The sequence below is a fragment of the uncultured Sphingomonas sp. genome (assembly GCF_913778135.1).
In the GTDB taxonomy this organism is placed as follows: Bacteria; Pseudomonadota; Alphaproteobacteria; order Sphingomonadales; family Sphingomonadaceae; genus Sphingomonas.
Genome location: NZ_CAJYVU010000175.1, coordinates 34,568 through 60,743 on the forward strand (window position 1 = coordinate 34,568; position 26,176 = coordinate 60,743).

The following is a 26,176-nucleotide window of genomic DNA, read 5'->3' on the forward strand; positions in this document are numbered from 1 at the left end:
ACTCGTCGGACGAGGCTCTTGCGGTTGGCTTTTCCTTGACTTTGCGCGGCTAATCATCAAGCGGGCAGGCTCAGGAAGAACGGTTGCGAGCACCGCGCCGGGCACCAATCGGACAATTGCATGAGCTTCGCCGACCTCGGCCTCTCCGACGAACTACTCCGCGCGGTGGGCGACACCGGCTATACCGAGCCGACGCCGATCCAGGCGTCCGCGATTCCTTCCGTGCTGATGATGCGCGACATGGTCGCGATCGCGCAGACGGGCACGGGCAAGACCGCGTCGTTCGTGCTGCCGATGATCGACATTCTGGCGCACGGGCGCAGCCGCGCGCGGATGCCGCGCAGCCTGATCCTAGAGCCGACGCGCGAACTCGCCGCGCAGGTCGCCGAGAATTTCGAGCAATACGGCAAGTATCACAAGCTATCGATGGCGCTGCTGATCGGCGGCGTGCAGATGGGCGATCAGGTCAAGGCGCTGGAAAAAGGCGTCGACGTGCTGATCGCCACGCCGGGCCGGCTGATGGACCTGTTCCAGCGCGGCAAGATCCTGCTGACCGGCTGCTCGATGCTGGTGATCGACGAGGCGGACCGGATGCTCGACATGGGGTTCATCCCCGATATCGAGGAGATCTGCACCAAGCTGCCGGCGCAGCGCCAGACTCTGCTGTTCTCCGCCACCATGCCCGCGCCGATCAAGAAGCTGGCCGATCGCTTCCTGACCAACCCGAAGACGATCGAGGTCGCGCGCCCCGCCACCACCAACACCAACATCACTCAGTGGGTGGTGCCGGTGAAGGGACAGGCGTTCGAGAAGCGCAAGGTCGTGCGCCAGCTGCTGCGCGGCGAGGACGTGCGCACTGCCATCATCTTCTGCAACCGCAAGACGACGGTGCGCGAGCTCAACAAGAGCCTGCAAGGTCATGGCTTCAGAAGCGGCGAGATCCACGGCGACATGGACCAGTCGGCGCGCATCGCCGAGCTGGAGCGGTTCAAGAACGGCGACATCAACATCCTCGTCGCCTCCGACGTCGCCGCGCGCGGTCTCGATGTGAAGGGGGTTAGCCACGTCGTCAATTTCGACGCGCCGTGGCACCCGGACGATTACGTCCACCGCATCGGCCGCACCGGCCGCGCGGGCGCGACTGGCGTCGCCTACACATTGGTCGGCCCGGATGATTCCGAGAACATCCAGAACATCGAGAAGCTGACCGGCGAGAAGATCAAGACGCTCGATGCGCTGCCCGGCGAGCCCGAGGAGGAACGTCCCGCCCGCGCGCCACGCCGTGAACGCGCGGGGCGTGAGGAGCCGGTTGCCGCGCCAGCTGACAAGGCAGCAACGCCGAGTCGCCGCACACGCGACGAGCAACGTGACCCTGCCCCACGTGGCGAGGCGCCGACGCGTCAGTCACGCGAGCGTTCGGATCACGAGCGCGGTCAATATGACGAGCCGCGTCGCGGTCGCCGCGACCGCGACGACGGTTCTGATGATGGCTGGAACGGCCCGATCCCCGACTTCCTACAGGTGACGCTCACCCGCTGAACGCGACTGGAATGCCCGGAACCGTTGCGGCAACGTGACGGTTGAACGCCCGACCCGATCGCAGTCGAAACAGTCACGCGACGGGTGACAATCGGGGGCAATTTCCACATGGCATTGAGTGCGCGTCGGATCGAGAACGGCGGTTTGGTGCTGTTCGCTGGCTTTGTGACGCTGTTCCTCAGTGCGATCGTCTCAAGCTACGCGGTGGCGCTGTTGTGGAGCGTACTGGCCGCGATCCTGTTCCAGCCATTGTACCACCGGTTACGTGCGCGCTTTCCCGCTCGCCCCAACACGGCGGCGTTGCTCACGCTGCTGATCATCACGGTTGCGGTGGTGCTTCCGACGCTGATCATCGGGACGATGGTGATCGACCAGGCGAGCGGCGTCTACGCCAAGGTGCGTAGCGGGCAGATCAACTTCGCCGCTTATTTTCAGCAGGTCCACGACGCACTGCCGTTGAAGCTGCAACAACTCGCCGACAAGGCCGGCCTCGACAGTTTCGAGCGGACGCAGGCGCAGATTTCGAATGCGATCGGCAGCCGGGTCAGCATGATCGCAAGCCGCGCGCTCTCGATCGGTGCCGACGCGCTCGCCGCCGTGGTCGCGTTCGGCGTCGGGCTTTACGCCACCTTCTTCCTGTTGCGCGACGGCGACCGGCTCGGACCGGCGGTATGCCGCGCGCTGCCGTTGGAACGCAGTGTTACCACACGGCTGGTCGATCGGTTCGTCTCGGTGATGCGCGCGACGATCAAGGGGTCTGTGATCGTCGGCCTCGTCCAGGGCGCGCTGGGGGCGATCACCTTCTGGCTCGTCGGCCTGCCCGCCGCGATGCTGTGGGGATTGTTGATGGCGATCGCGTCGCTGCTGCCCGCGATCGGCCCCGCAATCATCTGGATTCCCGTCGCGATCTACCTGCTGGCGACGAGCGCATTGTGGCAGGGCGTCGTCGTGATTGTCTCGGGCGCGCTGGTGATTGGCAGCGCGGACAACATCCTGCGCCCGATTCTGGTGGGCCGCGACACCGGCATCCCCGATTGGGTCGTGCTGGTGACGACGCTGGGCGGGATCGAGCTGTTGGGATTGAGCGGCATCGTTGTCGGCCCGGTCGTCGCGGCGCTGTTCATCACCGCGTGGCAGATCCTGACCGAGCAGCGCGAGCGCGGCACGCGCGCGCGAGACGACGACGAACAGGGAACCGACAACATGGTCGCCGATCACCGTTGAGCGACGACCCGCCGTCACCGTGCATCCTGGTCTGCGCGATGGATCGTTTGAGCGGGCTATGCCTCGGCTGTCATCGCACGATCGCCGAGATCACCGGCTGGTCGCGCGCTGACGGCGACGAGAAGCGCGCGATCCTGGCGTGTGTCGAGAAGCGCCGTGCAGCGCCTTAGCGCTGCGCCGCCGCGATGAGGGCGTCGTCGATCTCGCGCGCACGGACCCAGGCCGGCCGCTCGCGCAGGCGATCGACGTAGCGCGCGAATGCTTCGCGCTTCTCCAGCATGCCAAACTGCATGAAGAAGTCGATCGAGCTGCCGACGTAGACATCGGCGGCGGTGAAGCGCGGACCCGCGACATAGTCGTGCGCCGATACCGCACCCTCGAGCACGTCGACGGCGCGCGCGAGATTGCCGTAACCGATCATCGCCTCCTTCTCGGGCGGCAGCGTGACCCCCAGATGACTGTCCATCATCGCGGCCTCGACCGGGCCGGCGGTGAAGAACATCCAGCGGTAGTAAGCGGCACGCTCCTCCGCACGGGGGGCAAGCCCTGCTTCCGGAAACGCCTCGGCCAGATAGGCGCAGATCGCCGCCGTCTCGCTCACCACCGCACCGTCGTGGATGATCGTCGGCACCTTGCCGAGCGGATTGGCGGCAAGCAGTTCGGCTGGCGCTGCGCCCCACTGGGTCACCACCGTCTCGTACGGCGCGCCGACCTCCTCCAGCATCCAGCGAACGATCCGCCCACGCGACATCGGGTTGGTGAAGAAGGTCAGCATGATCGGCTCCGCTAAAGGAACATCAAGAGAACACGGGCGGGATCAGGCGTCAAGGTGGCGATGAAGGAACGCGAGCGTGCGCGACCATGCGAGGTCGGCGGCGGCCTTGTCGTAGCGCTGCGCCGAGGTGTCGTTGTTGAACGCGTGGTCGACGTTCGGGTAGGTATAAGCCTCGACCGGCTTTCGCGCCGCCTTCAACGCCGCGACCCACGGCTCGCCGGTCTGTGCAACGCGCGCATCCTTGCCGGCATAGTGAAGCAGTAACGGTGCCGAGACCTTGACCGCCTCCGCCGGATCGGGCGCGGGGCCGTAGTAGGCGACACCGGCGCTCAACCGGTCGCCCGCCGCAATCGCGACGCGGTTGACGAGCGCGCCGCCCCAGCAGAAGCCGATCACCCCGACCCGCGTCGGTGGCGTGCCCGTGCCCGCGAAATGACGCACCACGCCCGCGGCCTCGCCGACGATCGTGTCGAGGTTCGCTGCACCGATTATCTCGCGCGCGCGGTCCTCGTCCGTCGGCGTGCCACCCGCGTCGGAAAGGAAATCGGGCGCCACCGCGAAGAACCCGGCGAGCGCGACGCGCCGCGCGACATCCTGAATGTGCGGGGTCAGCCCGCGGTTCTCGTGGAACACCAGCACGGTCACAGTCGGACGCTTGCCGCGTGGGGTCGCGATATAGCCCTTGATCGGCTTGCCACCGGCGATGGGTATGCCCGCGTCGGGGAAGGTCTTCAGCCTTTTGTCATCGGGCGCGACGATCGCGGCGGCCGCGGGCGAGGCAGCGATGCCGCCGATCAATACCTCGGCGGCGAGCGCGCTGCCGGTCAGCAGCGTCATCTCGCGCAGCAGCGTGCGCCGGTCGTGATGGTCGTGGGTGAAGCGGTCGTAGATCGCGACCGCGCGGTCGCGGATGTAGTCGGTCATGCTCGTCTCCTGCGCGTCAGGCGAGAGACGAGCCGCGCTTAGCCAGTTGCCAAGCCGCTAAACCGGACGGATCAGGCCTTCTCCAGCGTGCATTGCAGCGGATGCTGATGCTGGCGTGCGAAGTCCATCACCTGACCGACCTTGGTCTCCGCGACCTCGTAGGAGAAGACGCCGCACACTCCGACGCCCTTCTGGTGGACGTGGAGCATGACGCGCGTCGCTTCCTCCGCGTTCATGCGGAAGAAGCGTTGCAGGCACAGCACGACGAACTCCATCGGCGTATAATCGTCGTTGAGCATCAGCACGCGGTACGGCGTCGGCTTCTTCGTCTTGGCGCGCGTGCGCGTGGCGATGCCGACGCCGGTGCCTTCGCCGTCGGAGTCGTCACCGCGCCGCTCGGCCATGAGCAGCGGTGTCAGGGATCGTTGATCGGTTATCACGCGCACGCCGCAAAATATGGCAACACCGCGCCCGAGGGCAAGGCCCGCGGACACGAAAAGGGCGGCCGGGCATCTCGCCCAGCCGCCCCTTCCTGCATTCGATCGATCAATCAGGCGGCGGTGCGCACCTTCTCGGCGGCGATCGCGACGCGGTTCTGGATAGGCTGCGCGATCTCGCCGACGAGCTTCAGTGTCGCCTCGGTCGAGCGCGAGGTCTCGGCAACCAGCGCGTCCATCGAGCTGCGCAGATACTCGCCCTGCAGCTTGAACAGGTCGGCGGGCGAGCGAACCTCGGCCATCGACTTCAGCGTCTGCACGGTCGCGTCGAACGACTGCTTGGCGAAGGCAGCGCGCGCCTGCGCCATGGCTTCCATGCCCTTGAACGCGACGCGGGTCGACTCGACCATCGCCTCGACGTTGCCCTGACCGAAGGCGGTCATGTCGGCGAACGCCTGCTTGCCCTTGCCCATCGCGTCCTCGGCCTTCGCCTGCATCGTCTCGGCGGTGTTCTGCATCGTGTCGGTCATGGTGTGATCCTCCTGGCTGGCGGGTGCCGTCGCTGCGGCAGTCGGTTGGTCGTCACTGGAATTGGAAGCGTCTGTCGTCGAAGCGGCTTCTTCGATCGGCAAGTGCGCGATGGCTTCGATGACTTCGTCGATCGGCTTGTCGGCAAAGGGCGTTGCCGCAACCGCCTCAACCCCGGCGGCGAACGGCACCGCAACAGTCGCGTTCTTGGACGCACGCGATGTCCGCTTCGGCTTGATGGTCGACTCGGCCAAGACGCTTCCTCACCTTTCCTTGCTGCACTGCACAATAATGCACGCGAGCGGCCGGTTCAAGCCTATTGTGCGTTGCAGCAAAAACGTCAGCGCTGGCGCACGTAGCTCCCGGGGGCGGGCTCGATCGCCTCCAACGCGCCCTCGCCCGGCTGGCGCGCGTCGACCGCTTCCACCGTCTCTGCGCCGTGACAGCGCAGCCAGGCGATCCAATCGGGCCACCAGCTTCCTTTCGTCTCGCACGCCCGCGCGACAAAGTCGGCAAGCGTTTCGGGTGGGGCCGCATCGTCGTCGAGCGTCCAGTGCTGGTATTTGTTGGCGGCGGGCGGGTTGACCACGCCCGCGATATGCCCCGATCCGGCGAGCACGAAGCGCGTCGGGCCGCGAAACTGCCGCGTCAGCTCCCACACGCTCTCCGCCGGCGCGATATGATCCTCGCGCCCCGCCTGAATGTAGGTCGGGGTCTCGACACGGTTGAGGTCGAGCGGCGTGCCGTTCACCGACAACCGGCCGGGCTCGACCAGCAGGTTGTCGCGGTACAGGTCGGTCAGGTAGCTGTGGTGCCAGCCTGCGGGCAGGTTGGTCACGTCGCCGTTCCAGTGCAGCAGGTCGAAGGCGGCGTAATCCTTCCCCAGCAGGTAGTTGTTGGTGACGTAATTCCAGATCAGGTCGCGTCCGCGCAGCAGGTTGAACGTCGCGGCCATGTAGCGACCGTCGAGGAAGCCCTCGGGCGACAGCGAGCGGATCAGCGCCAGTTGCTCGTCGTTGACGAAATGCTTGAGCTCGCCCGCGTTGGCGAAATCGACCTGGGCGGTGAAGAAGGTCGCGCTCCTGACCTTCTCTGCCTCGCCACGCGCGGCGAGAAAGGCGAGCGTGGCGGCGAGCGTCGTGCCCGCGACGCAGTAACCGATCGCGTGAACGTCCGCGACACCCAGCAGGTCGCGGATCGTGTCGACCGCATCGACCTGCGCGGCGACGTAATCGTCCCAGGTTACGTCGGCCATCGTCGCATCGGCCGACTTCCACGACACCATGAACACGCTGACGCCCTGCTCGACCGCCCAGCGGATGAAGCTCTTCTCGGGTGAAAGATCGAGGATGTAGAAGCGGTTGATCCACGGCGGGAAGATAACCAGCGGCGTTTCCAGCACGCGCTCGGTCGTCGGCGCATAGTGGATCAGCTCGTACAGGCGCGTCCGCTTCACCACCTGTCCGGGCGTGGTCGCGATGTTGCGGCCGAGCTCGAACGCGGTCGCATCAGTGTGGGTCAACTGCCCGCGGCCGAGGTCGGCGGCGAGGTTCTGCATCCCCTTGACCAGGTTCTGACCGTTGGTGGCAAGCGCTTCCTGCATCACCTGCGGATTGGTGAAGGGGAAGTTCGACGGACTCATCGCCTCGACGAAGCCGCGCGCGGCGAAGCGTATTTGCGCGCGCTGCGCCTCGTCGACACCGTCGAGCGCGTCGACGCCGCGCATCAGGTGATCGGACAGGAGGGCGTAGCTCTGGCGAATCCAGTCGAACGCCGGGCTGCGCCATGCCTCGTCGGCGAACCGCTTGTCCTTCTCCGGCGCGCGCTCCTCCGCGGGCGGCGCCATGAAGCGCTCCCACAGGCCCAGCTGGTCGCGCCAGAAATCGGCCACCTGCCTTGCTGCCTGTTTCTGCGCGACGCCGGGCAGCGCACTGCTCGCCTCGACCATCGCTGCCTGCGCCTGCGTCATCAGCGCGGTCCACTGCTCGACCGCCAGCGCGGCAGGCGACCTGCTTACGCCGTCTCCGGTTCCGGCGTTGCTCGATCGATCGGCCACCCGCGTCTCTCCCGTCTGTTGCCCGCCGACGTTGCTTATCTTTGCCGCCGCGAAGCAGAACCGCATTTGGTATCTAGCGTCGTTCACCTTTATAGAAAACGCGCGAAAGGGAGCATGATGTCCGACGAATTCTACCGCATGAAGCGTCTGCCGCCGTACGTGATCGCGGAAGTGAACGCGATGCGGGCCGCGGCGCGCGCGGGCGGGGAGGACATCATCGACCTCGGCATGGGCAACCCCGATCTGCCCCCGCCCGACCACGTGATCGACAAGCTGGTTGAGGTCGCGAAGAAACCCGACGCGCATGGTTATTCGGCATCGAAGGGCATACCGGGCCTGCGTCGCGCTCAGGCGAATTATTACGGTCGCCGCTTCGGGGTAGACGTCGATCCCGAGACCGAGGTCGTGGTGACGATGGGGTCGAAGGAAGGGCTCGCCAGCCTCGCCACCGCGATCACCGCGCCCGGCGACGTGGTGCTGGCCCCCAACCCCTCCTACCCGATCCACACCTTCGGCTTCATCATCGCGGGCGCGACGATCCGCGCGGTGCCGACGACCCCTGACGAGCGCTATTTCGAGAGCCTCGAGCGCGCGATGAACTTCACCGTGCCGCGCCCGAGCGTGCTGGTGGTCAATTACCCGTCGAACCCGACCGCGGAGGCAGTCGACCTCGCCTTTTACGAGCGGCTGGTCGCCTGGGCGCGCGAGAACGGGGTGTGGATCATCTCCGACCTCGCTTATTCCGAGCTGTATTTCGACGGCCGCCCAACGCCGTCGATCCTGCAGGTCAAGGGCGCGAAGGATGTCGCGATCGAGTTCACCTCGCTCAGCAAAACCTATTCGATGGCGGGCTGGCGGATTGGGTTCGCGGTCGGCAACAAGACGCTGATCGCGGCGATGACGCGGGTGAAATCCTATCTCGATTACGGCGCGTTCACCCCGATCCAGGCAGCCGCCTGCGCGGCGTTGAACGGTCCGCAGGACATCGTCGAGAAGAACCGGCAGCTTTATCACAAGCGCCGCGACGTGATGGTCGAAAGCTTCGCTCGCGCCGGCTGGGACATTCCCGCGCCGCCCGCCAGCATGTTCGCCTGGGCGCCGCTGCCACCCGCGCTCGCGCATCTGGGAAGTCTCGAATTCTCCAAGCAGTTGCTCACCCACGCCAAGGTCGCGGTCGCGCCGGGGGTCGGCTACGGCGAGAATGGCGAAGGCTTCGTGCGCATCGCGATGGTCGAGAACGAGCAGCGGCTGCGCCAGGCGGCGCGCAACGTGAAACGCTACCTGCAATCGATGGGCGTCAACACGCCCGGCCGCGCGAGCGTTTGACGCGCTTGGCCTACGATGAAACGAGCGACCGCGCGGTGAGCGGATCGTCCACGCCGACGGCGGATCGGCTCAAGCGATGACGGTCACCCCGCTCTACTCGCTCGCCGGGGTGCTCGTCGGCATGCTGGTCGGGCTGACCGGCGTCGGTGGCGGATCGCTGATGACGCCGCTCTTGGTGCTGCTGTTCGGCTTTCACCCGACGACCGCAGTCGGCACCGACCTGCTCTACGCCTCGGCGACCAAGGCAGTCGGCACCGGCGTCCACGGCTCGCGCGGAACGGTCGACTGGCATGTCGTGCGCCGGCTGGCGTTCGGCAGCATCCCGGCGACGCTCGCGACGCTGCTGGTGCTCAGCCGCGTGCCCAAGAGCGATACTACAAGCAGCGTGATCGCGCTGATCCTCGGCGTCGCACTGGTGGCGACCGCGGTGGCGCTGTTCTTCCGCCAGCGGATTGTCGCGCGACTGGCGCCCCGGTTCGAGCGATTGCCCGCGCACCGGCTGGCACAGCTGACCACCTTGCTGGGCGTGGCGTTGGGGGTGATGGTGTCGCTCACCTCGGTCGGCGCGGGTGCGCTCGGCATGACGGCGCTGCTGATCCTGTACCCGCATCTACCGGTCAAGCGGCTGGTGGGATCGGACATCGCGCACGCGGTACCGCTGACGCTGATCGCGGGGCTGGGGCATTGGTGGATCGGATCGGTCGATGTGGGACTGCTCGTCTCGCTGCTGCTCGGATCGGTGCCCGGCATTATCGTCGGCAGCCTGATCGCGACGCGCGTGTCCGACCGCGTCCTCACGCCCGTACTCGCGGTCACGCTGGCGATCGTCGGCGTCAGGTTGCTGTTCTGATGCCCGCCACTACCCTATCGACCCGCCCCGGCTTCGCCTTCTCGACCCGCTTCAAGGTCCGCTACGCCGAGATTGACGGGCAAAAGATCGTCTTCAATTCGCGCTATCTCGAATATGCCGATGTCGCGGTGACCGAATTTTGGGACTGGAGCGGAATCGCGGCGGCGCTCGGCGACGAGTGGCGCCACGCCGAGTTCAACGTCCGCCGCACCGAGATCGATTACCTGGCGCCGTTCCGTCTGGGCGACGAGGTCGAGGCGTTCGTGCGGATCGAGAAGCTCGGCACCACCAGCATCACGAAGCGGTTCGAACTGGCGAACCCTGCGACCGGCACCTTGTGCTGCGCGATCACGATGGTGAGCGTTCACGTCGATCTGTCGACCGGCCGCCCCGTGCCGCTGCCGCCGGCGATCCGCGCGCATTTGGAGCATCTGCCGACCGGGTGATCCCGCGATCAATCGGCGCTCGCCGCCTGCTCCTCGACGTCGCCGGGCAGCGCCCAGTGCAGGTCGCCCTTGCCAAGCGCGCGGCCGTCGTGGCTCAGCACCGCGACCTGCTGGATCGGACGCCCGTCACGCACGTCGACCAGGATCGGGAACGCCGGGCTGCCCGTCTCCCAGCGCTCGCCCCATTGCCTGAGCGCCACCATCGCGGGCAGCAGCGCGAACCCCTTGTCGGTCAAATTGTAGACGATCTTGCGCCGGTCCTCCGGCACGCTGGCGCGCGCCATGATGCCGTGTTCGACGAAGCGTGCGAGCCGGTTGGCGAGGATGTTTCGCGCGATACCGAGTTCCTGCTGCAGTTCCTCGAAGTGGTGCAATCCGTTGAAGCTAGCGCGCAGGATCAGGAACGCCCAGCGGTCACCCATCAGCTCCAACGCCGCGGGCAGCGAGCATTCCGCCAGATTTTCACGCACTTGACCCATCACGCATCCTCTTCGCAGCCCAGCCTAGCTCAACGTCAGGGCAGGCTGAACCGCTTTTCAACCGCTCCCATATAGGTTTCCGATCGCAACTCGCATGTGCGAGTTTCTTCTTGAAACCGTTCTTTGAAGACAATAGGTAGCGATTCGCAACTTCTTTCAACGGAGCCTCCCCATGATCCGTCGCATCGCTTCCGCCCTCATCGCGACCGCCGCCATCATCGGCGCAACCGGCGTGCAGGCACAGGTACCGGGCTATTATGTCGCCACCCCAGTGGCGAAGGTCGCGAAGACCCGCCTGATCACGCGATCGACCCTGTGGTCGCAGCAGAACGGCGCGTTCGTCGCGTTGCGCGCACCCGAGCGCGACACGGTACTGTGCCAACTGGTCGCCCGCGATGTCGGCGGATTGTCGTCGTTCGTCGTCGGCGGCAAGGCCTATGATGCCGCGCAGCTCGACAAGTGCAACGGCAAGGCGGGCCTGGCCGCGCAGAGCGTCGCCGCCAACTGATCGACACCCTTTAAGCCATCGCGGCGCCCTCTCCAGCCGCGAGATCGTGAGCCCTGGTCGCAACTCCCGCGACCGGGGCTCTTTTTTGCGCGCTCGATCAGCCAGAGCGAAGCAATTGTGTTGCAAAGCAGCAGCCAATCACCCCATCGTAGCATTGTGCTCAGACAGTACGAACTGGTCGACCGGGTGCTCGACTACGACCCCGACGCCAACGAGGCGATGCTCAACCGCGCCTATGTCTTCTCGGTCAACGCGCACGGAACGCAGAAGCGCGCCAACGGCGACCCGTATTTCAGCCACCCGATCGAGGTGGCGGGCATCCTGACCGAGCTGCACCTCGACGATGAGACGATCGCGACCGCGATCCTCCACGACACGGTCGAGGACACGGTCGCGACGCCGGAAGAGATCGAGCGCATCTTCGGCGGCAACGTCGCGCGGCTGGTCGATGGCGTGACCAAGCTGTCGAAGATCGAGGCGCAGACCGAGAGTGAGCGCGCGGCGGAGAACCTGCGCAAGTTTCTGCTCGCCATGTCCGGCGACATCCGCGTGCTGCTGGTGAAGCTCGCCGACCGGCTCCACAACATGCGCACGCTGCACTTCATTGCCAAGCCCGAGAAGCGCCGCCGCATCGCCAAGGAGACGATGGACATCTACGCCCCGCTCGCCGAGCGGATCGGGATGTACGAGTTCATGAAGGAGATGCAGACGCTCGCCTTCCAGCAACTCGAACCGGAAGCCTACGAGTCGATCACCAAGCGGCTCGCGCTCCTCAACGAGGGCGGCGGCGACCGGATCGCCAAGATTGGCTCGGGCCTCCACCTGCTGCTCGCGCGCAAGGGGATCGAGGGCGAGGTGTCGGGGCGACAGAAGCACCCGTACAGCATCTGGCGCAAGATGCAGGAGCGCCACATCAGCTTCGAGCAATTGTCGGACATCATGGCGTTCCGCGTCATCGTGCCGACGGTCGAGGATTGCTACAAGGCGCTGGGCATCATCCACGGGCGCTGGCCAATGGTGCCGGGACGCTTCAAGGACTTCATCTCGACCCCCAAGCGCAATGGCTACCGCTCGCTCCACACCAGTGTGATCCACGCCGAGAACCGTCGCATCGAGATCCAGATTCGCACCGAAGAGATGCATGCCGAGGCCGAATACGGCCTCGCCGCGCATTGGGCATACAAACAGGCGGGCGACCATGCCGCCCCCGCCGGACCCGACAATCGCCCGAGCTGGATCGCCGATCTGGTCGAGATTTTGGACAATGCGGAGACGCCCGAGGAACTGCTCGAGCACACGCGGATGGCGATGTATCAGGATCGCATCTTCGCTTTCACGCCCAAGGGCGAACTGATCCAGCTGCCCAAGGGCGCCACCCCGATCGACTTCGCCTATGCCGTCCACACCGATCTGGGCGATCAGGCGGTCGGTGCGAAGATCAACGGCCGCGTTGTCCCGTTGCGCACTCCGATCGAGAACGGCGATCAGGTCCAGGTGCTGCGATCAAAGGCGCAGGAGCCGCAGGCGAACTGGCTGTCGTTCGCGATCACCGGAAAGGCGCTGGCCGCGATCCGCCGCCACCTGCGCATCACCGAGCGCGAGCAGTCGATCGCGCTCGGGCGCAAGCTGTTCGACGACATCGTCCACCGCTTGCCGGCAACCCTCGCCGCCGACGCGATGACCCACGCGCTCGCCCGGTTGAAGCTGCCCGACGAGGGCGCGCTGATGCAGGCGATCGCGCGCAAGACGCTGACCGACCAGCAGGTGATGGAGGCGCTGATGCCGGGTTCGGCGGGCGCCGATGTCGCGCACGCGCCGCAGTCGAGCGCGATTTCGATCGAAGGCCTGGCGCCCGGCGTGGCCTATGAGCTGGGCACCTGCTGTCACCCGGTGCCCGGCGACCGCATCGTCGGGTTGCGCCGCCCCGACGCGTCGATCGAGGTACACGCGATCGATTGCGCGACGCTCGCCGATCTGGCCGAGCGGTCGGAGGAGGAGACCGACTGGATCGACGTCAAATGGGGCAACAAGACCGAGGGTGCGACCGCGCGCATCTCGGTCGAGGTCAAGAACGAGCCCGGCACGCTCGGCAGCCTCGCCACCATCATCGGCCAGCACAAGGCAAACATCATCAACATCCGCCTCGACAGCCGCGACACGCAGTTCCACACCAACACGATCGACGTCGAGGTGCATGACGCGCATCAGCTAATGCGCCTGCTCGCAGCACTTCGCGCCGCCGACATGGTGAACGCCGCCGAACGGGTATGAGACGCGCATCAGGCAACGTGTCTTAGCCTCTTGCAACACCGGTGCGGACGATTAGGCTCACTCCCCTGACCTTTTCTCGCGCACAGGATGCACGCCATGGATCGCCGTTCTTTTCTCGCCGCCGGAACCGCGACCGCGGCGCTATCCGCGCTGCCCTTCTCGCGCGCGATCGCGCAGACCGCCGGCGCGCCTGCGGCCGCCGCAGCCGCGCCGGGTGACGCGAGACTGACTGCCGCGTTCGACCGGGTGCTGGCGCAAACGGTTGCCAACTCGCCCGAGTTCGCGACCTCGCTCGGGTTCGACAAGGGTGCGAACGCGCACCTGCGGCATGAACTGAGCGACAATGGTCCCGGCGCGCTCGCCAAGGACCTGGCGCTTGCCAAGCAGATGCGCGCCGAGGTCGCCGCGGTCGATCCGAACACACTGTCGCCGCAGGCGAAGATCGACCGTGAGGTCGTGCTCTACAACATCGATTCGCAGATCGTCGGCCCGGAACGGTTCGGGCTCGGCTCGCCGCAGGGCCCCTATCCGATCACGCAGCAGGACGGCGTCTATTTCTCGCTGCCCGACTTCCTCGCCTCGACCCACCCGGTGCAGACCGGCGACGATGCGGAGGCGTATCTCGATCGCCTGTCGCTGATGGATCGCCAGCTCGACGGCGAGAGCGCGGTGCAGCGCGAGCAGGCGGCCAAGGGCCGCATCGCGCCCGATTTCTCGATCGACCTGACGCTCGGGCAGATGGCGAAGCTGCGCGGAATGCCGGCCGGCGAGAATGGGCTGGTGCAATCGCTCGTCACGCGTGCGAAAGCGGCGAACCTGCCCGGCGACTGGCAGGCGCGCGCGACCAAGATCGTCGAGGCGCAGGTCTATCCCGCGCTCGACCGGCAGATCACGCTGATGAAGCAGCTGCGCACCGGCGCGCGCTCGGCCGCGGGCGTGTGGGCGATCCCCGGCGGCGACGCGATCTACGCCGCCGCGCTGGCGCAGGCGACCACCACCACGCTGACGCCGGACGAGGTGCACCGCATGGGGCTGGAACAGGTCGCCGATCTGTCGGCGCAGCTGGATGCGATCCTGAAGGGTCAGGGCATGACGCAGGGCAGCGTCGGCGCGCGGCTGGATCAACTCAACAAATCGTCGGCGCAGCTCTTCCCGAACACCGACGCCGGGCGCACCGCGCTGCTCGCCAGTTTGAACGAGGGCGTGAAGTCGATGCAGGCGCGGCTGCCGCGCGTGTTCAGCAACCCGCCCAATGCGCCGCTCGAGATCAAGCGCGTCGATCCCTCGATCCAGGATGGTGCGCCGAACGGTTACTACTTCCGCGCGCCGCTCGATGGCTCGCGCCCGGCGATCTACTGGATCAACCTGAAGAGCGTCGGCGACTGGCCCAAGTATACGCTGCCGAGCCTGACCTATCACGAAGGCGTGCCGGGGCATCACCTGCAAATCTCGACCGCGCAGCGTGCCCCCACGCACCCGTTGCGCAAGATCGCGTTCTTCAACGCCTATCTGGAGGGCTGGGCGCTCTACGCCGAACAACTGGCGGACGAGATCAGCGGCTACGCGACGCCGGTCGAGCGCGCGGGCTATCTGCAGAGCTTCCTGTTCCGCGCCGCGCGACTGGTCGCCGATACGGGCATCCATACCAAGCGCTGGACCCACGCGCAGGCGACCGATTACTTCGTCAACACGGTCGGCTTCGCGCGCGGGCGCTCGCAGCGCGAGGTCGAGCGTTACTGCGTCTCGCCCGGACAGGCATGCTCGTACAAGATCGGCCACGCCGCGTGGCTGCGTGCGCGCGACAATGCCAAGCGGATCGCGGGCGCGAAGTTCGACATCAAGCATTTCCACGACGTGCTAGAATCAGGCGCGATGCCGCTGTCGATGCTGGAGCGGATCGTCGAGGAGCGCGCGCGCTCGGTCGCCTGATCGGTCATGGCGGGGCCGGGCTCACCCGTGCCCCGCTTGCAACCCTCACCCCTCCTCCCGCATTGTGACCGGATCGGGAGGACCATCATGCGTTATCTGTTCGCCGCCACCGCGCTCGCCGCGGGCACCATCGCCACGACCGCGACACCCGTCGTCGCCCAGTCCAGCGCTGTTCGGGCCATCTCCGCCAGCGACAAGGCGCAGGGGGCGCAAGCCAACCCGCAGCTGCTCGCCGAGTTCGGCGGCGCCTATGACGGTCCGCAGGCCGCCTATGTCGAGCAGGTCGGCAAGCGTGTCGCGGTGCAGTCGGGGCTGTCGAACGCGCAAGGCGACTTCACCGTCACCCTGCTCAACTCGCCGGTCGAGAATGCCTTCGCGATCCCCGGCGGCTATGTCTACGTCACGCGGCAGCTGATGGCGCTGATGAATTCGGAGGCCGAACTCGCCTCTGTGATGGGCCACGAAGTCGGCCACGTTGCCGCGCGCCACTCGGCGGGGCGGAACCGTACCGCATCGATCGGCGGGCTGCTCGCGGGCGTCGTCGGCGCGGTCGCGGGCAACGGCGCGCTCGGGCAATTGGTCGGCCGCGGCGCGCAGCAGGCGGCGTCGCTGTACACGCTCAAATACGGCCGTGACCAGGAATATGCCGCCGACGGGCTGGGGGTGAAGTACATCACCGCCGCAGGTTACGACCCCTACGCCGCCGCCGACATGCTCGCGCAGTTGAACGACGAGACGACCTTGCAGGCGCGCGTCGCCGGGCGCGACGCGAACGCGGTGCCGACCTGGGCATCGACGCACCCGAATGGCGTCGACCGCATCCGCCGCGCCCGCGCGCTGGCGCAGGCGACTGGGCGCACCGAGCCGCCGGCGCAGCAGGACACCGCCTTCCTACGCCGGCTCGACGGGCTGCGCTACGACGACGACCCCGCGCAGGGCGTGATCGACGGGCAGACGTTCCGCCACCCGGCCCTGCGCATCCGCTTCACGGCGCCCGCGGGCTATCAGATCAACAACGGCACCGATGCGGTGACCGTATCGGGCAGCAGCGGTCAGGCGCAGTTCCGTACCGCCGCGGCGACCAACGACTTGCCCGGCTTCATCGCGCAGCGCTTTTCCAGCCTCGGCGCTTCCGCCAGTGGCGAGGTTCGCACCGGACGCACCAACGGCATCAACTACGCCTGGTCGACCGTCGGCGCGTCGGCGAACGGCCGCGCCGTCGACGCGACGATCGTAGCCTATGCCTTCCCGAGTGCCACCTACGATTTCACGCTCGTTACCCTGCGCGGGTCTGGTATCGGCGCCTTTGCACCGCTCGTCGAAAGTCTCGCGCCATTGAGCGCGACCGAGGCCGCGGCCATCAAGGGCAAGCGCATCCGCATCGCGACCGTCAAGGCCGGCGACACGGTCGATAGCCTCGCACGGCAAATGGCGTACCCGAACTACCAGCGCGAGCGATTTCTGACGCTCAACGGCCTTGGCGACGACGCGCGCCTCACGCCCGGCATGCTGGTGAAGCTGGTGGTCGCTGGCTGATCCGCGGCGTTAGCTGCTGTCCGGCGAACGGCGCGCGGGGCGGGGCAAGCCGCACGCGCGCCTTTGCGTTCGTAGCAACGGTGCTTTACCCGAGCGACCATGTCCCGCCCCCTCGCAAACCACGCCGTCGCCCGCCGCCCCGCCATCTCGGTCGTCATCCCGTGCTACAACGAAGAGGCGACGCTGCCGCTGCTCCACGCGCGCGTGTCTGCGGCGGTGCGCGGCGTCGTCGGCGATGACCACGAGATTGTGCTAATCAACGACGGATCGCGCGACGGCAGCTGGGCGGCGATGCAGCGGCTGGCGACTGAGGATTCGCACGTCGTCGCGGTCAATTTGTCGCGCAATCACGGGCACCAACTGGCACTGACCGCGGGGCTCGACCTATGTTCGGGCCAGTATATCCTCATCATTGATGCTGACCTGCAGGACCCACCCGAGCTGCTCGGCGACATGTGCGAGGCGATGGCGCGCGAGGGCGCGGACGTGGTCTACGCGGTACGCCGCAAGCGGCAGGGCGAGACGTTGTTCAAGAAGGCGACCGCCGCCGCCTTCTACCGCGTGCTCGACCGCGTTACCGACACGCCGATCCCGCTCGACACCGGTGACTTCCGCCTGATGACCAGACGTGCGCTCGACGCGCTGCTGTCGCTGCCCGAACAGGCGCGCTTCATCCGCGGCATGGTCGCGTGGGTCGGCTTCCGCCAGGTGCCCTTCCCCTACGACCGGGCCGAGCGACACGCGGGCGAGACCAATTACCCGCTCGGCAAGATGGTACGGCTCGCGCTCGACGCGGTGACCGGCTTCTCGACCGCGCCGCTTCGCTGGGCGAGCCATTTGTCGGTGGTGCTGGCGGGTGTGTCGCTGCTGCTCTTGTTCTACATCGCCTGGGGATATTTCGCGGGCGACCGGGTGCAGGGCTGGACCTCGACCATGCTCGTCGTCGTCGTGCTGAGCTCAATCCAGATGTTCGTGCTCGGCATGATCGGCGAGTATTTGGGGCGGCTCTACATCGAGGCGAAGCGGCGCCCGCTCTACCTCGTCGCCGACATCGCCGGACCGGTACACGGCCGCGCGACCCTGGGGTTCCAGGCGGAGGCGACGATCGTCCCGGCGGAGCAGGTCGCAGGCGAATGCGTCGCATAAGTGAAACCGCGTCCGGCGCACCGACACGCTTTCCCTTTGTGTTGCCGTCAACCTTGACCTAGATCACCCGGCGCACCGCTTGGGGACTGGATTGGCGACACAACCCGCCTTGTTCGACGCCGGCACCCACGCGCGCCGCTGGGTCGGCGATTATTGCGCGAATACGGGCGGCGCCGACGTGCTGTGCGGCTCGGGCGATCTCGCCTGGACCGCGATGCTGGAGGAGCTCGCCGCGGTTGCGGGCGACAATCTCGGCCACGCGCGCGAGCGGGTGCAGCGCCATTCGGTCGACATCGGCACCGGTTTCCGCGTCATCGGCGAGGCGAACGAGCGGCCGTGGCCCTTGTCTCCGGTGCCAATGCTGATCGACAGCGACGAATGGCAGCATATCGAGCGCGGCGTCGTCCAGCGCGCCGAACTGCTGGAGCAGATCTTGAGCGACCTCTACGGTCCCGGCAATCTCGTATCGCGCGGGCACCTGCCCGCCGCGCTGGTGACGGGCAGCCCGCACTTCACGCGGCCGCTGGTGGGGCTCGCGCCACCCGGCGGTCATCACCTGCATTTCATTGCGGTCGAGCTGGGGCGCGGTCCATCGGGCGAGTGGCGCGTGCTCGCCGACCATCTGCGTATGCCGACGGGGGCGGGCTATGCGCTGGAGAACCGGCTGGCGGTCAGCCGCACGCTAGGCGGGTTGCAGGCGCGGCTGAACGTGCGCCGTCATGCCCCCTTCTTTGCGGCATTTCGCGACGGCCTCGCCGCCGCCTGCCGGCGCAGCGATCCGCGCATTGGGCTGCTGACCCCCGGACGCTACAACACCAGCTATCCCGAGCAGGCACATCTCGCGCGCTATCTGGGGCTGCTGCTGGTCGAGGGCGACGACCTCGCCGCGCTGGAGGACAAGGTCTATGTCCGGACGATTGCGGGGCTGAAGCGGATCGATGCGCTGTGGCGACGGGTTGACCCGCGGTTGTTAGACCCGCTCGCGTTCGACAGCCACTCTCGGATCGGCGTGCCCGGACTGATCGACGCTTACGCGGCCGGGAACGTCGTGCTCGCCAACGCGCCCGGCGCGGGCGTGCTGGAGAGTGCGGCGATCGGCGCGTTCCTGCCGCAGCTGTGCACCCGCCTGACCGGGGACGAGCTTCACCTGCCGCAGATCGCGACCTGGTGGTGCGGCCAGCCGTCCGAGTGCGCGCACGTCGCGGAGGAGCATCGCTCGATGCTGCTGTCCTCCGCCTTCGGCAGCGCGACGCTCGGCCTGCCGGGCGAGCGCGCGGTGGCGGGCAGCGACATGGACGATGCGGCACGCACGCGCTTCCTCGTCGACCTCGACCGTCGTCCGCAGGATTATGTCGGCCAGGAGGTCGTGCGGCTGTCGACCATGCCCGTCGTCATCGGCGACGCGCTGATGCCGCGGCCGTTCACGTTGCGCGTTTTCGCCGCGCGCGATGGCGAAGGTCGCTGGCAGGTGCTGCCCGGCGGCTTCGCGCGGATCGGCGAACACGCCGACAACCGCGCCGCAGTGATGGGCGAAGGCATGTGGTCGGCCGACGTCTGCGTCCACGGTGAGGAGCCGGTGCCATCGCTATCGCTGCTGCCAGCGATCGATGCGCAGCAGATCCGGCGCAATCCCGGCACGCTGCCCAGCCGCGTCGCCGATAATTTCTTCTGGCTCGGCCGCTATCTGGAACGCGGCGAAGCGCTGTTGACCGCGATCCGCGTCATGCTGGGTAATTCGATCGACGCCGATGCCGGCGCGGCGCTTGGCCTCGACTCGGTAGCGCGGCTGGTATCCGAGATCGTGTCGAGCGGAGCCGCCCCTGCCCCGCCGTCGCTGCGCCGCGCCGACCTGACGCAGTTTGCGCGCACCGCGATGGAGGCGCCCGAGTGGCAATCGGTGCGCACGATCAACGGCCACACCAACCGGATCGCCGGCGGCTGCCGCGACCGGCTGTCGGCCGACATGGTGCGGCTGCTCGACGCACCGTTTCCGACCCATCGTGGAATGCTCGACCGCGCGGGCTCGCTCCAGCGCCGCTACGCCGCGATCGCGGGGCTGTCGGCCGAGCATATGGGGCGCACCGGGTCATGGCGGTTCCACGATCTGGGCCGCCGGATCGAACGCGCCGGCGCGATCGTGCGCGCGGCACGCGCGTTCGGCATGGTCGGCGGCAGCCAGGATGACGTGTCGACGCTGCTCGACCTCGCAAACAGCCAGATCAGCTATCGTCAGCGCTACCTGACCGGAGTCGCGCGCGTGCCCGCGATTGACCTCGTGCTCCTCGACCCGAGCAATCCGCGCGCACTGGCGTTCCAGGTCGAGGCGATCGGGGAGCATCTGTCGGCGCTGCCCGTGCTGGGCGACGACGGCATGGCCGAGCCGCAGCAGGTCGAAGCGACCGAATTGAAGGCGCTGGTCGCGACCGCGCGTGCCGCGACGATCGACGCCGATCTGCTGAGCGAGGTCGAGCGGCGGCTGGCGCGCATCTCGGACGCGGTCGCGCGGCGATATTTCCTGCAAGGTGCGGAGCCGCTACGCGCCAGCGGGCTGACGCTGGCGTGACTTACGAAATCGTCCACGTCACGCGCTTCGACTACGGCAGCGCGGTCAAGTTCGCGCGCTGCAATCTGCGGCTGCGCCCGATCGACTGGCCGGGCCAGACGGTCGAGCAGTACGAATTGCGCGTCAGTCCGTTTGGTCGCACCTATGCCGCGGTCGCTGAAGCCGGCCTCGCCAACGTGACGCGGCTGGTTGTCGAGCAACCGGTGCGACGGCTGACGATCGAGTCGATGGCGCGCGTACGGGTCGACCGGCTGGTACCAATGCCCGACGCCAGCGATCCGACGCTCGAACAGGTCGCCGCGCTCGCGCGTGCGTCGAGCGACCTGTCGGCGGCGAGCCCGGCGAACTATCTCTTCCCCTCTCCGCTGATCCCGCTCGACCAGGCGATCGCCGATTACTGCGCGCCCGACCTGTCGCCGACGCGCGGGTGCCTTGAGGCGGGGATCGCGCTTGCACGGCGGATTCAGCGCGATTTCGCATTCGACGCCGCCGCGACGCTGGTCGACACGCCCCCGCACGAGGCGTTCGCGAAACGCCGCGGCGTGTGTCAGGATTTCGCGCAGATCATGATCAACGGGCTGCGCGCTGCGGGACTGCCGGCTGCCTACGCCTCGGGTTATATCCGCACCATCCCGCCGCCCGGACAGGAGCGGCTGGTCGGCGCTGATGCGACGCACGCCTGGGTGCTTTTGTGGTGCGGCCCCGATCACGGCTGGGTGGGGCTCGATCCCACCAACGGCATCTGGATGGCGGGCGACCACATCGTCGTCGCGGTCGGGCGCGACTATGCCGAGATCGCGCCGGTGGATGGCGTCGTGCTCGGGTCAGGCGCGCAGTCGATGGAGGTCAGCGTCGACGTCGCCCCCCAAGAGGCGCCGGCGTGATTGCACTCAACATCAACCTGCCCCACATAGTCGGGTAACACACTCAACGGGGAATAGATGGCCGATCCGTATCAGACCTTGGGCGTCGCGCGGGGCGCGTCCGAGGCCGACATCAAGAAAGCGTATCGCAAGCTCGCCAAGGAGCTTCATCCGGACCGCAACAAGGACAATCCCAAGGCGTCCGAGCGGTTCAGCCAGGTGACGAGCGCGTACGATTTGCTGACCGACAAGGACAAGCGCGCGCGCTTCGACCGCGGCGAGATCGACGGCGACGGCAACCCCGCTGCACCGTTCGGCTTCGGCGGCGGCATGGGCGGTGGGCAGCGGCCGGGCGGAATGGGCGGCGGCTTTCAGGGGCAGCAGTTCGACTTCGGCGGCGAAGGCGCGGACATGTCCGACATCTTTGAAGGACTGTTCGGCGGGCGGCAGGGGGGTGGTGGCGGCTTTGCGAGCGGCTTCGGCCGACGCCAGCAGGCGCCGCGCGCGAAAGGGGCAAACGTGCAATATCGCCTGCGCGTTCCCTTCGTCGATGCGGCGGCTCTCGCAGCCCAGCGAATTACGCTGGGCGATGGCAAGACGATCGACCTGAAGCTGCCTGCGGGTGTCGAGGACGGCACGCAGATGCGGCTGACGGGCAAGGGTGAGCCGGGGCCGGGCGGCGCAGGCGACGCGATCGTGACGATCGAGGTCGTGCCGCACCGCTTCTTCACCCGCCACGGCGACGACGTGCGGCTCGATCTGCCGATCACCCTCTCGGAGGCGGTACTGGGCGGCGCAGTGAAGGCGCCGACGGTCGAGAAGCCGGTCATGCTGACGATCGCGCCCGGCGCGACCAGCGGCAAGACGCTGCGGCTGAAGGGCAAGGGGTTCCACAAGAAAGGCGGCGGTCGCGGCGACCAGCTCGTCACGCTGATGGTTGACGTGCCCGCGGACGATGCCGCGTTGAAGGCGTTCATCGCCGACTGGTCGCCCGCGAACCGGAACCCGCGCGAGGCGATGGGAGTCTGAATGGAGGTGACCGACACTGACGCACCGCCCTCGCTGACGCCGGAGGATCGCGCCCGGCATCACGCCCGTGCACGCGCGATGGTGTCGAAGGAATATGCCCGCGTGAAGCCGGGCAGCACCTTCTTCGAGGTGATGAAACGCGCTGCGATCGGCGTCTACAACGACGGGTTCATCCACGCGGGCAACCTTGCCTATCTCGCACTAATGACGCTGTTTCCGTTCTTCATCGTGGCGGCGGCGGTGCTGTCGCTCGTTGGGCAGAGCACGGAAACGCAGCGCGCGGTGGCGAGCTTCCTCTCGGTCCTACCACCGGAGTCGGCCGAGCTGCTGCGCAAGCCGATCGCTGACGTGCTGCAGGCGCGCACGGGATCGCTGTTGTGGCTAGGTGCGCTCGTCGGACTGTGGACCGTCGGCAGCTTCGTGGAGACGATCCGCGACATCTTCCGCCGCGCCTATGGCACGCACGCGACGCAGTCGCTGTGGCGTGCGCGGCTGGGTTTGACGCTAGCGATCGTCGCCTCGGTGCTGGTCGCGCTCGTCTCATTCTTCGTGCAAGGGCTGCTAACCGCGGCCGAGCAGTTCATCTACCGCCTGCTGCCGTTCGCGCAGAACATCGCGGGGTGGCTGGGGCTCGCGCGCTTCGTGCCCGCGGCGATCATGTTTGGCGCCCTGTACATGCTGTTCTACTCGGTCACGCCGGGCAAATACCGTCACAGCGATAATCGCAAATGGCCAGGCGCGCTGTTCACCGCGATTTGGTGGGTGAGCATGACCGCAGGACTACCCTGGGTGCTCTCCAAACTGGGTGGTTACGACTTGACCTATGGCAGTCTGGCGGGCGTGGTCGTGATGCTGCTGTTCTTCTACCTGATCGGGCTCGGCCTCGTGTTCGGTGCGCATCTGAACGCGGCACTGGCGGAACCGCCCGAACCGGTTGTAGAGGGAACAGCTGACAAGATGATAGCAGGGACGGCGACGGCGTGAACGAATTGATGGCGGGCAAGCGCGGGCTGATCATGGGGCTCGCCAACGATCGGTCGCTCGCATGGGGTATCGCGAAGAAGCTGAGCGAGGCGGGTGCCGAACTCGCCTTCTCCTACCAGGGTGAGTCGCTCGAAAAGCGCGTCCGCCCGCTTGCCGAGCAGCTCGGGTCGAGCAAGCTAATCGACTGCGACGTGTCGGACATGACGCGGCTGGATGCGGCGTTCGCCGCGCTTGCCGCCGACTGGCCGACGCTTGACTTCGTCGTTCACGCGATCGGTTTCTCCGACAAGAACGAGCTTCGCGGCAAATACGTCGACACCAGCCTCGACAATTTCCTGCTGACGATGAACGTATCGGCGTACAGCTTCGTCGCAGTGGCGAAGCGCGCGCGCGCGATGATGCCGAACGGCGGCAGCCTGCTGACGCTCAGCTATTACGGCGCGGAGAAGGTCGTGCCGCATTACAACGTCATGGGCGTCGCCAAGGCCGCGCTGGAGACCAGCGTCAAATATCTGGCGATGGACTTGGGGCCCGAGAACATCCGCGTCAACGCGATCTCGGCGGGTCCGATCAAGACGCTGGCGGCGAGCGGAATCGGCGACTTCCGCTACATCCTGAAGTGGAACGAGCTCAACTCGCCGCTACGCCGCAACGTGACGATCGACGACGTCGGCGGTGCGGGGCTGTACCTGCTGTCCGATCTCGCATCGGGCGTGACGGGCGAGATCCACCACGTCGATGCCGGCTACAACGTCATCGGCATGAAGGCCGAGGACGCGCCCGACATCGCGCTGGCGTGAACGGGCGCAGCGTTCTCGAGAAGCCAGGCCTGAGGCCGAGCGAGGCGCCCGCGTGCGTCGACCTGCCGCCCGCGTTCGCTGCGGCCCTACCCGCGAGCGACGAGCAGAACTCCGAGACGAATTTGGTACTCGTGCGCGATCGCGCCGGGGTCGCAGCTTCCTTTGCGCCGGGCAAACGGCTTGGTTTGGGCTATTCCAAACGCTCGGGCGCGCACGCTAGCGACTTGTCGCGAGATATGGGTTGGGAGATGCTGGCGGCCGCGGACTTCCTCCCAGTGACACAGGTCGCGTTGGACGACGACTGGTCGGCGCTGCGCTTTCGCCCGCGCGCCGAGATCAGGCGGCTGACCCGCGCGAGCGAGCGCGCGTGATCGCGATCCGGCCCGCCAGCGGACATGACGTTGCCGCGATCGACGCACTGCTGCGCACCAGCTTCGCACAAGCGGAGGAAGCCGATCTGGTCCGCGATCTGTGCATCGCAGGCGACATGGTGCTGATGCTCGCCGCGCATGACGAGGACACGGGCACGCTCGCCGGGACGGTGGCATTCAGCCGCATGGACGTGGCGGTCGCGGGCAAGCCGATCGCGGCGGTCGCGCTGGCGCCAGTGGCGGTCGCGGCGGACTACCGCCACAAAGGGGTCGCCGAGGCGCTGATCCAGGCCGGGATCAACCGGCTGGAGCAGGAAGGCGTGATGCTGTGCTTCGTGCTGGGCGATCCCGCTTTCTACGCGCGCTTCGGGTTCGATGCTGATTTCGCGCGCAATTTCGACTCGCCTTATGCGGGCGATTACCTGATGGCGCTGGCGTTACAGGGTGGGTTGGTGCCGTGCGGAGTGCGCGAACATGCCCGTCACGCACCCGCATTTGCCAGGCTGTCGCAACCATGAGCTTCAACACCTTCGGCCGTGTATTTCGCTTCACCACCTGGGGAGAGAGCCACGGGCCGGCGATCGGCACGGTGGTCGATGGCTGCCCGCCGGGCATCGCGCTGACCGAAAGCGACATCCAGCCGTGGCTCGACCAGCGGCGCCCGGGCACCTCGCGCTTCACGACGCAGCGACGCGAGCCCGACCAAATACGCATTCTGTCGGGTGTGTTCGAGGGCAAGACAACCGGCACGCCGATCAGCCTGATGATCGAGAACGTCGACCAACGATCGAAGGATTATTCGGAGGTCGCGCAGGCCTATCGGCCCGGACACGCCGATTACGCCTATGATGCCAAATACGGCTTCCGCGACTATCGCGGCGGCGGGCGGTCGTCGGCACGCGAGACCGCGTCGCGCGTCGCGGCCGGCGCCGTCGCGCGCCTAGTCGTGCCGCAAGTGCGCATCCGCGCCTGGGTCGAGGCGATCGGCGGCGACGCGGTCGATCCCGCCAACTTCGACGACGCGCAGATCGACGCCAATCCGTTCTTCTGCCCCGACGCCGCTGCTGCTGCGCGCTGGGAGGCGAAGGTCGATACCGCGCGCAAGGCGGGATCATCGCTCGGCGCGGTGGTCGCGTGCGAGGCGTCGGGTGTGCCCGCCGGCTGGGGGGCGCCACTCTACGCCAAGCTCGACAGCGAACTCGCCGCCGCGGCGATGTCGATCAACGCGGTCAAGGGCGTGGAGATCGGGGACGGCTTCGCTGCCGCGGCGCTGACGGGCGAGCAGAACGCCGATGCGATGCGCCCCGGCGCTGATAGGCCTGCGTTTCTCGCGAATCACGCCGGTGGGATCGCGGGTGGGATAGCGACCGGGCAGCCGATCCGACTTCGCGTCGCATTCAAGCCGACCAGTTCCATCCTGACTCCGGTCGAGACGATCTCACGCGCCGGCGAAGCGGCGCAGATCGCGACGCGCGGGCGCCATGACCCTTGCGTCGGCATCCGCGGCGTGCCGGTGGTGGAGGCCATGGTCGCGCTGGTGCTCGCCGATCAGGCGCTGCTCCACCGGGCGCAATGTGGATGATTGTTGCGAG

At 67.2% G+C, this 26,176-nt stretch carries 25 protein-coding genes; 19 read left to right on the forward strand and 6 right to left on the reverse strand.

Translation table 11 applies throughout. The features are described from left to right. Positions 1 to 120 precede the first annotated feature (120 nt). The 3 genes from QZ847_RS15560 (at position 121) to QZ847_RS15570 (ending at position 2,933) form a co-directional block, all read left to right on the forward strand. Entirely contained in the window at positions 121 to 1,539 is a 1,419-nt protein-coding gene (locus QZ847_RS15560) for a DEAD/DEAH box helicase (RefSeq protein ID WP_294358228.1), read from the forward strand. Between the two features lie 108 nt (positions 1,540 to 1,647). Next, positions 1,648 to 2,763 (forward strand): AI-2E family transporter, encoded by a 1,116-nt coding sequence (locus tag QZ847_RS15565; RefSeq protein WP_294358230.1) that lies wholly within the window; start codon positions 1,648 to 1,650, stop codon positions 2,761 to 2,763. Next, on the forward strand, positions 2,670 to 2,933 hold the full coding sequence (locus QZ847_RS15570; protein ID WP_294358232.1) for a DUF1289 domain-containing protein: 264 nt from the start codon (positions 2,670 to 2,672) through the stop codon (positions 2,931 to 2,933). Before QZ847_RS15565 ends, QZ847_RS15570 begins: the two co-directional genes overlap by 94 nt. On the opposite strand, the gene QZ847_RS15575 is transcribed toward QZ847_RS15570, so the two are convergent. The 5 genes from QZ847_RS15575 to phaC form a co-directional block, all read right to left on the reverse strand. Next, the gene (locus QZ847_RS15575) at positions 2,930 to 3,538 is read right to left on the reverse strand and encodes a glutathione S-transferase family protein (RefSeq protein WP_294358235.1); all 609 of its coding nucleotides are present in this window, start codon (positions 3,536 to 3,538) and stop codon (positions 2,930 to 2,932) included. The two genes, QZ847_RS15570 and QZ847_RS15575, sit on opposite strands and share 4 nt — an antisense overlap. 42 nt (positions 3,539 to 3,580) lie before the next feature. Then, positions 3,581 to 4,462 carry a dienelactone hydrolase family protein gene (locus tag QZ847_RS15580; RefSeq protein ID WP_294358238.1) on the reverse strand — a complete coding sequence of 294 codons (882 nt, stop codon included), beginning with the start codon at positions 4,460 to 4,462 and terminating at the stop codon, positions 3,581 to 3,583. A gap of 71 nt (positions 4,463 to 4,533) precedes the next feature. Further along, the gene (clpS, locus tag QZ847_RS15585; RefSeq protein ID WP_093005111.1) at positions 4,534 to 4,866 is read right to left on the reverse strand and encodes an ATP-dependent Clp protease adapter ClpS; all 333 of its coding nucleotides are present in this window, start codon (positions 4,864 to 4,866) and stop codon (positions 4,534 to 4,536) included. A 146-nt stretch (positions 4,867 to 5,012) separates the two neighbouring features. Then, a complete protein-coding gene (locus QZ847_RS15590; RefSeq protein ID WP_294358239.1) occupies positions 5,013 to 5,681 on the reverse strand; it encodes a phasin family protein in 669 nt (222 codons plus the stop codon). 86 nt (positions 5,682 to 5,767) lie between these two features. Next, positions 5,768 to 7,396 (reverse strand): class I poly(R)-hydroxyalkanoic acid synthase, encoded by a 1,629-nt coding sequence (phaC, locus tag QZ847_RS15595; protein WP_294358302.1) that lies wholly within the window; start codon positions 7,394 to 7,396, stop codon positions 5,768 to 5,770. A gap of 204 nt (positions 7,397 to 7,600) precedes the next feature. On the opposite strand from phaC, the gene QZ847_RS15600 reads away from it, so the two are divergent. The 3 genes from QZ847_RS15600 to QZ847_RS15610 all read left to right on the forward strand — a co-directional run bounded on the left by QZ847_RS15600 (position 7,601) and on the right by QZ847_RS15610 (position 10,105). Continuing rightward, positions 7,601 to 8,809, forward strand: a complete 1,209-nt coding sequence (locus QZ847_RS15600; protein WP_294358242.1) for an LL-diaminopimelate aminotransferase — start codon at positions 7,601 to 7,603, stop codon at positions 8,807 to 8,809. A gap of 76 nt (positions 8,810 to 8,885) precedes the next feature. Beyond that, positions 8,886 to 9,659, forward strand: coding sequence for a sulfite exporter TauE/SafE family protein (locus tag QZ847_RS15605; protein ID WP_294358244.1), 774 nt, complete (start codon positions 8,886 to 8,888; stop codon positions 9,657 to 9,659). After that, entirely contained in the window at positions 9,659 to 10,105 is a 447-nt protein-coding gene (locus tag QZ847_RS15610) for a thioesterase family protein (protein WP_294358247.1), read from the forward strand. The genes QZ847_RS15605 and QZ847_RS15610 overlap by 1 nt, the downstream gene beginning before the upstream one ends. Positions 10,106 to 10,113: 8 nt before the next feature. On the opposite strand, the gene QZ847_RS15615 is transcribed toward QZ847_RS15610, so the two are convergent. After that, positions 10,114 to 10,584, reverse strand: coding sequence for a helix-turn-helix domain-containing protein (locus tag QZ847_RS15615; protein ID WP_294192173.1), 471 nt, complete (start codon positions 10,582 to 10,584; stop codon positions 10,114 to 10,116). A 172-nt stretch (positions 10,585 to 10,756) separates the two neighbouring features. Here QZ847_RS15615 and QZ847_RS15620 point away from each other — a divergent pair, with 172 nt between their 5' ends. From QZ847_RS15620 to aroC, 13 genes are all read left to right on the forward strand, one after another. Beyond that, positions 10,757 to 11,092: a hypothetical protein gene (locus tag QZ847_RS15620; RefSeq protein WP_294358250.1), complete on the forward strand. Its 336-nt coding sequence runs from the start codon at positions 10,757 to 10,759 to the stop codon at positions 11,090 to 11,092. A 156-nt stretch (positions 11,093 to 11,248) separates the two neighbouring features. Beyond that, the gene (locus QZ847_RS15625) at positions 11,249 to 13,363 is read left to right on the forward strand and encodes a bifunctional (p)ppGpp synthetase/guanosine-3',5'-bis(diphosphate) 3'-pyrophosphohydrolase (protein WP_294358251.1); all 2,115 of its coding nucleotides are present in this window, start codon (positions 11,249 to 11,251) and stop codon (positions 13,361 to 13,363) included. Between the two features lie 96 nt (positions 13,364 to 13,459). Further along, positions 13,460 to 15,292, forward strand: coding sequence for a DUF885 family protein (locus tag QZ847_RS15630; RefSeq protein WP_294358254.1), 1,833 nt, complete (start codon positions 13,460 to 13,462; stop codon positions 15,290 to 15,292). 87 nt (positions 15,293 to 15,379) lie between these two features. After that, positions 15,380 to 16,828 carry a M48 family metalloprotease gene (locus QZ847_RS15635; RefSeq protein WP_294358256.1) on the forward strand — a complete coding sequence of 483 codons (1,449 nt, stop codon included), beginning with the start codon at positions 15,380 to 15,382 and terminating at the stop codon, positions 16,826 to 16,828. Between the two features lie 99 nt (positions 16,829 to 16,927). Beyond that, positions 16,928 to 17,974 (forward strand): glycosyltransferase family 2 protein, encoded by a 1,047-nt coding sequence (locus QZ847_RS15640; protein ID WP_294358258.1) that lies wholly within the window; start codon positions 16,928 to 16,930, stop codon positions 17,972 to 17,974. Between the two features lie 91 nt (positions 17,975 to 18,065). After that, a complete protein-coding gene (locus tag QZ847_RS15645) occupies positions 18,066 to 20,537 on the forward strand; it encodes a circularly permuted type 2 ATP-grasp protein (RefSeq protein WP_294358261.1) in 2,472 nt (823 codons plus the stop codon). Then, positions 20,534 to 21,421, forward strand: a complete 888-nt coding sequence (locus QZ847_RS15650; RefSeq protein ID WP_294358262.1) for a transglutaminase family protein — start codon at positions 20,534 to 20,536, stop codon at positions 21,419 to 21,421. Before QZ847_RS15645 ends, QZ847_RS15650 begins: the two co-directional genes overlap by 4 nt. 57 nt (positions 21,422 to 21,478) lie before the next feature. Beyond that, a complete protein-coding gene (locus QZ847_RS15655) occupies positions 21,479 to 22,429 on the forward strand; it encodes a DnaJ C-terminal domain-containing protein (RefSeq protein ID WP_294358264.1) in 951 nt (316 codons plus the stop codon). Continuing rightward, a complete protein-coding gene (locus QZ847_RS15660; protein ID WP_294358266.1) occupies positions 22,430 to 23,413 on the forward strand; it encodes a YihY/virulence factor BrkB family protein in 984 nt (327 codons plus the stop codon). Continuing rightward, a complete protein-coding gene (gene fabI, locus QZ847_RS15665) occupies positions 23,410 to 24,213 on the forward strand; it encodes an enoyl-ACP reductase FabI (RefSeq protein ID WP_294358269.1) in 804 nt (267 codons plus the stop codon). The genes QZ847_RS15660 and fabI overlap by 4 nt, the downstream gene beginning before the upstream one ends. Next, complete coding sequence (locus tag QZ847_RS15670) at positions 24,210 to 24,584, forward strand: hypothetical protein (RefSeq protein ID WP_294358272.1); 375 nt, start codon at positions 24,210 to 24,212, stop codon at positions 24,582 to 24,584. Before fabI ends, QZ847_RS15670 begins: the two co-directional genes overlap by 4 nt. Next, on the forward strand, positions 24,581 to 25,102 hold the full coding sequence (locus tag QZ847_RS15675; RefSeq protein ID WP_294358275.1) for a GNAT family N-acetyltransferase: 522 nt from the start codon (positions 24,581 to 24,583) through the stop codon (positions 25,100 to 25,102). The genes QZ847_RS15670 and QZ847_RS15675 overlap by 4 nt, the downstream gene beginning before the upstream one ends. After that, the gene (gene aroC / locus QZ847_RS15680) at positions 25,099 to 26,166 is read left to right on the forward strand and encodes a chorismate synthase (RefSeq protein WP_294358277.1); all 1,068 of its coding nucleotides are present in this window, start codon (positions 25,099 to 25,101) and stop codon (positions 26,164 to 26,166) included. Before QZ847_RS15675 ends, aroC begins: the two co-directional genes overlap by 4 nt. The last annotated feature ends 10 nt before the right edge of the window (positions 26,167 to 26,176 follow it).

Bases quoted from the DNA above. Each gene is read 5' to 3' on its own strand.
- phaC (WP_294358302.1), bottom strand. From the start codon at position 7,396: ATGACGCAGGCGCAGGCAGCGATGGTCGAGGCGAGCAGTGCGCTGCCC.
- QZ847_RS15635 (WP_294358256.1), top strand. From the start codon at position 15,380: ATGCGTTATCTGTTCGCCGCCACCGCGCTCGCCGCGGGCACCATCGCC.
- QZ847_RS15610 (WP_294358247.1), top strand. From the start codon at position 9,659: ATGCCCGCCACTACCCTATCGACCCGCCCCGGCTTCGCCTTCTCGACC.
- QZ847_RS15630 (WP_294358254.1), top strand. From the start codon at position 13,460: ATGGATCGCCGTTCTTTTCTCGCCGCCGGAACCGCGACCGCGGCGCTA.
- QZ847_RS15560 (WP_294358228.1), top strand. From the start codon at position 121: ATGAGCTTCGCCGACCTCGGCCTCTCCGACGAACTACTCCGCGCGGTG.
- clpS (WP_093005111.1), bottom strand. From the start codon at position 4,866: ATGGCCGAGCGGCGCGGTGACGACTCCGACGGCGAAGGCACCGGCGTC.
- QZ847_RS15620 (WP_294358250.1), top strand. From the start codon at position 10,757: ATGATCCGTCGCATCGCTTCCGCCCTCATCGCGACCGCCGCCATCATC.
- QZ847_RS15655 (WP_294358264.1), top strand. From the start codon at position 21,479: ATGGCCGATCCGTATCAGACCTTGGGCGTCGCGCGGGGCGCGTCCGAG.
- QZ847_RS15600 (WP_294358242.1), top strand. From the start codon at position 7,601: ATGTCCGACGAATTCTACCGCATGAAGCGTCTGCCGCCGTACGTGATC.
- QZ847_RS15575 (WP_294358235.1), bottom strand. From the start codon at position 3,538: ATGCTGACCTTCTTCACCAACCCGATGTCGCGTGGGCGGATCGTTCGC.
- QZ847_RS15580 (WP_294358238.1), bottom strand. From the start codon at position 4,462: ATGACCGACTACATCCGCGACCGCGCGGTCGCGATCTACGACCGCTTC.
- QZ847_RS15660 (WP_294358266.1), top strand. From the start codon at position 22,430: ATGGAGGTGACCGACACTGACGCACCGCCCTCGCTGACGCCGGAGGAT.
- QZ847_RS15615 (WP_294192173.1), bottom strand. From the start codon at position 10,584: ATGGGTCAAGTGCGTGAAAATCTGGCGGAATGCTCGCTGCCCGCGGCG.
- QZ847_RS15640 (WP_294358258.1), top strand. From the start codon at position 16,928: ATGTCCCGCCCCCTCGCAAACCACGCCGTCGCCCGCCGCCCCGCCATC.
- aroC (WP_294358277.1), top strand. From the start codon at position 25,099: ATGAGCTTCAACACCTTCGGCCGTGTATTTCGCTTCACCACCTGGGGA.
- QZ847_RS15605 (WP_294358244.1), top strand. From the start codon at position 8,886: ATGACGGTCACCCCGCTCTACTCGCTCGCCGGGGTGCTCGTCGGCATG.
- QZ847_RS15565 (WP_294358230.1), top strand. From the start codon at position 1,648: ATGGCATTGAGTGCGCGTCGGATCGAGAACGGCGGTTTGGTGCTGTTC.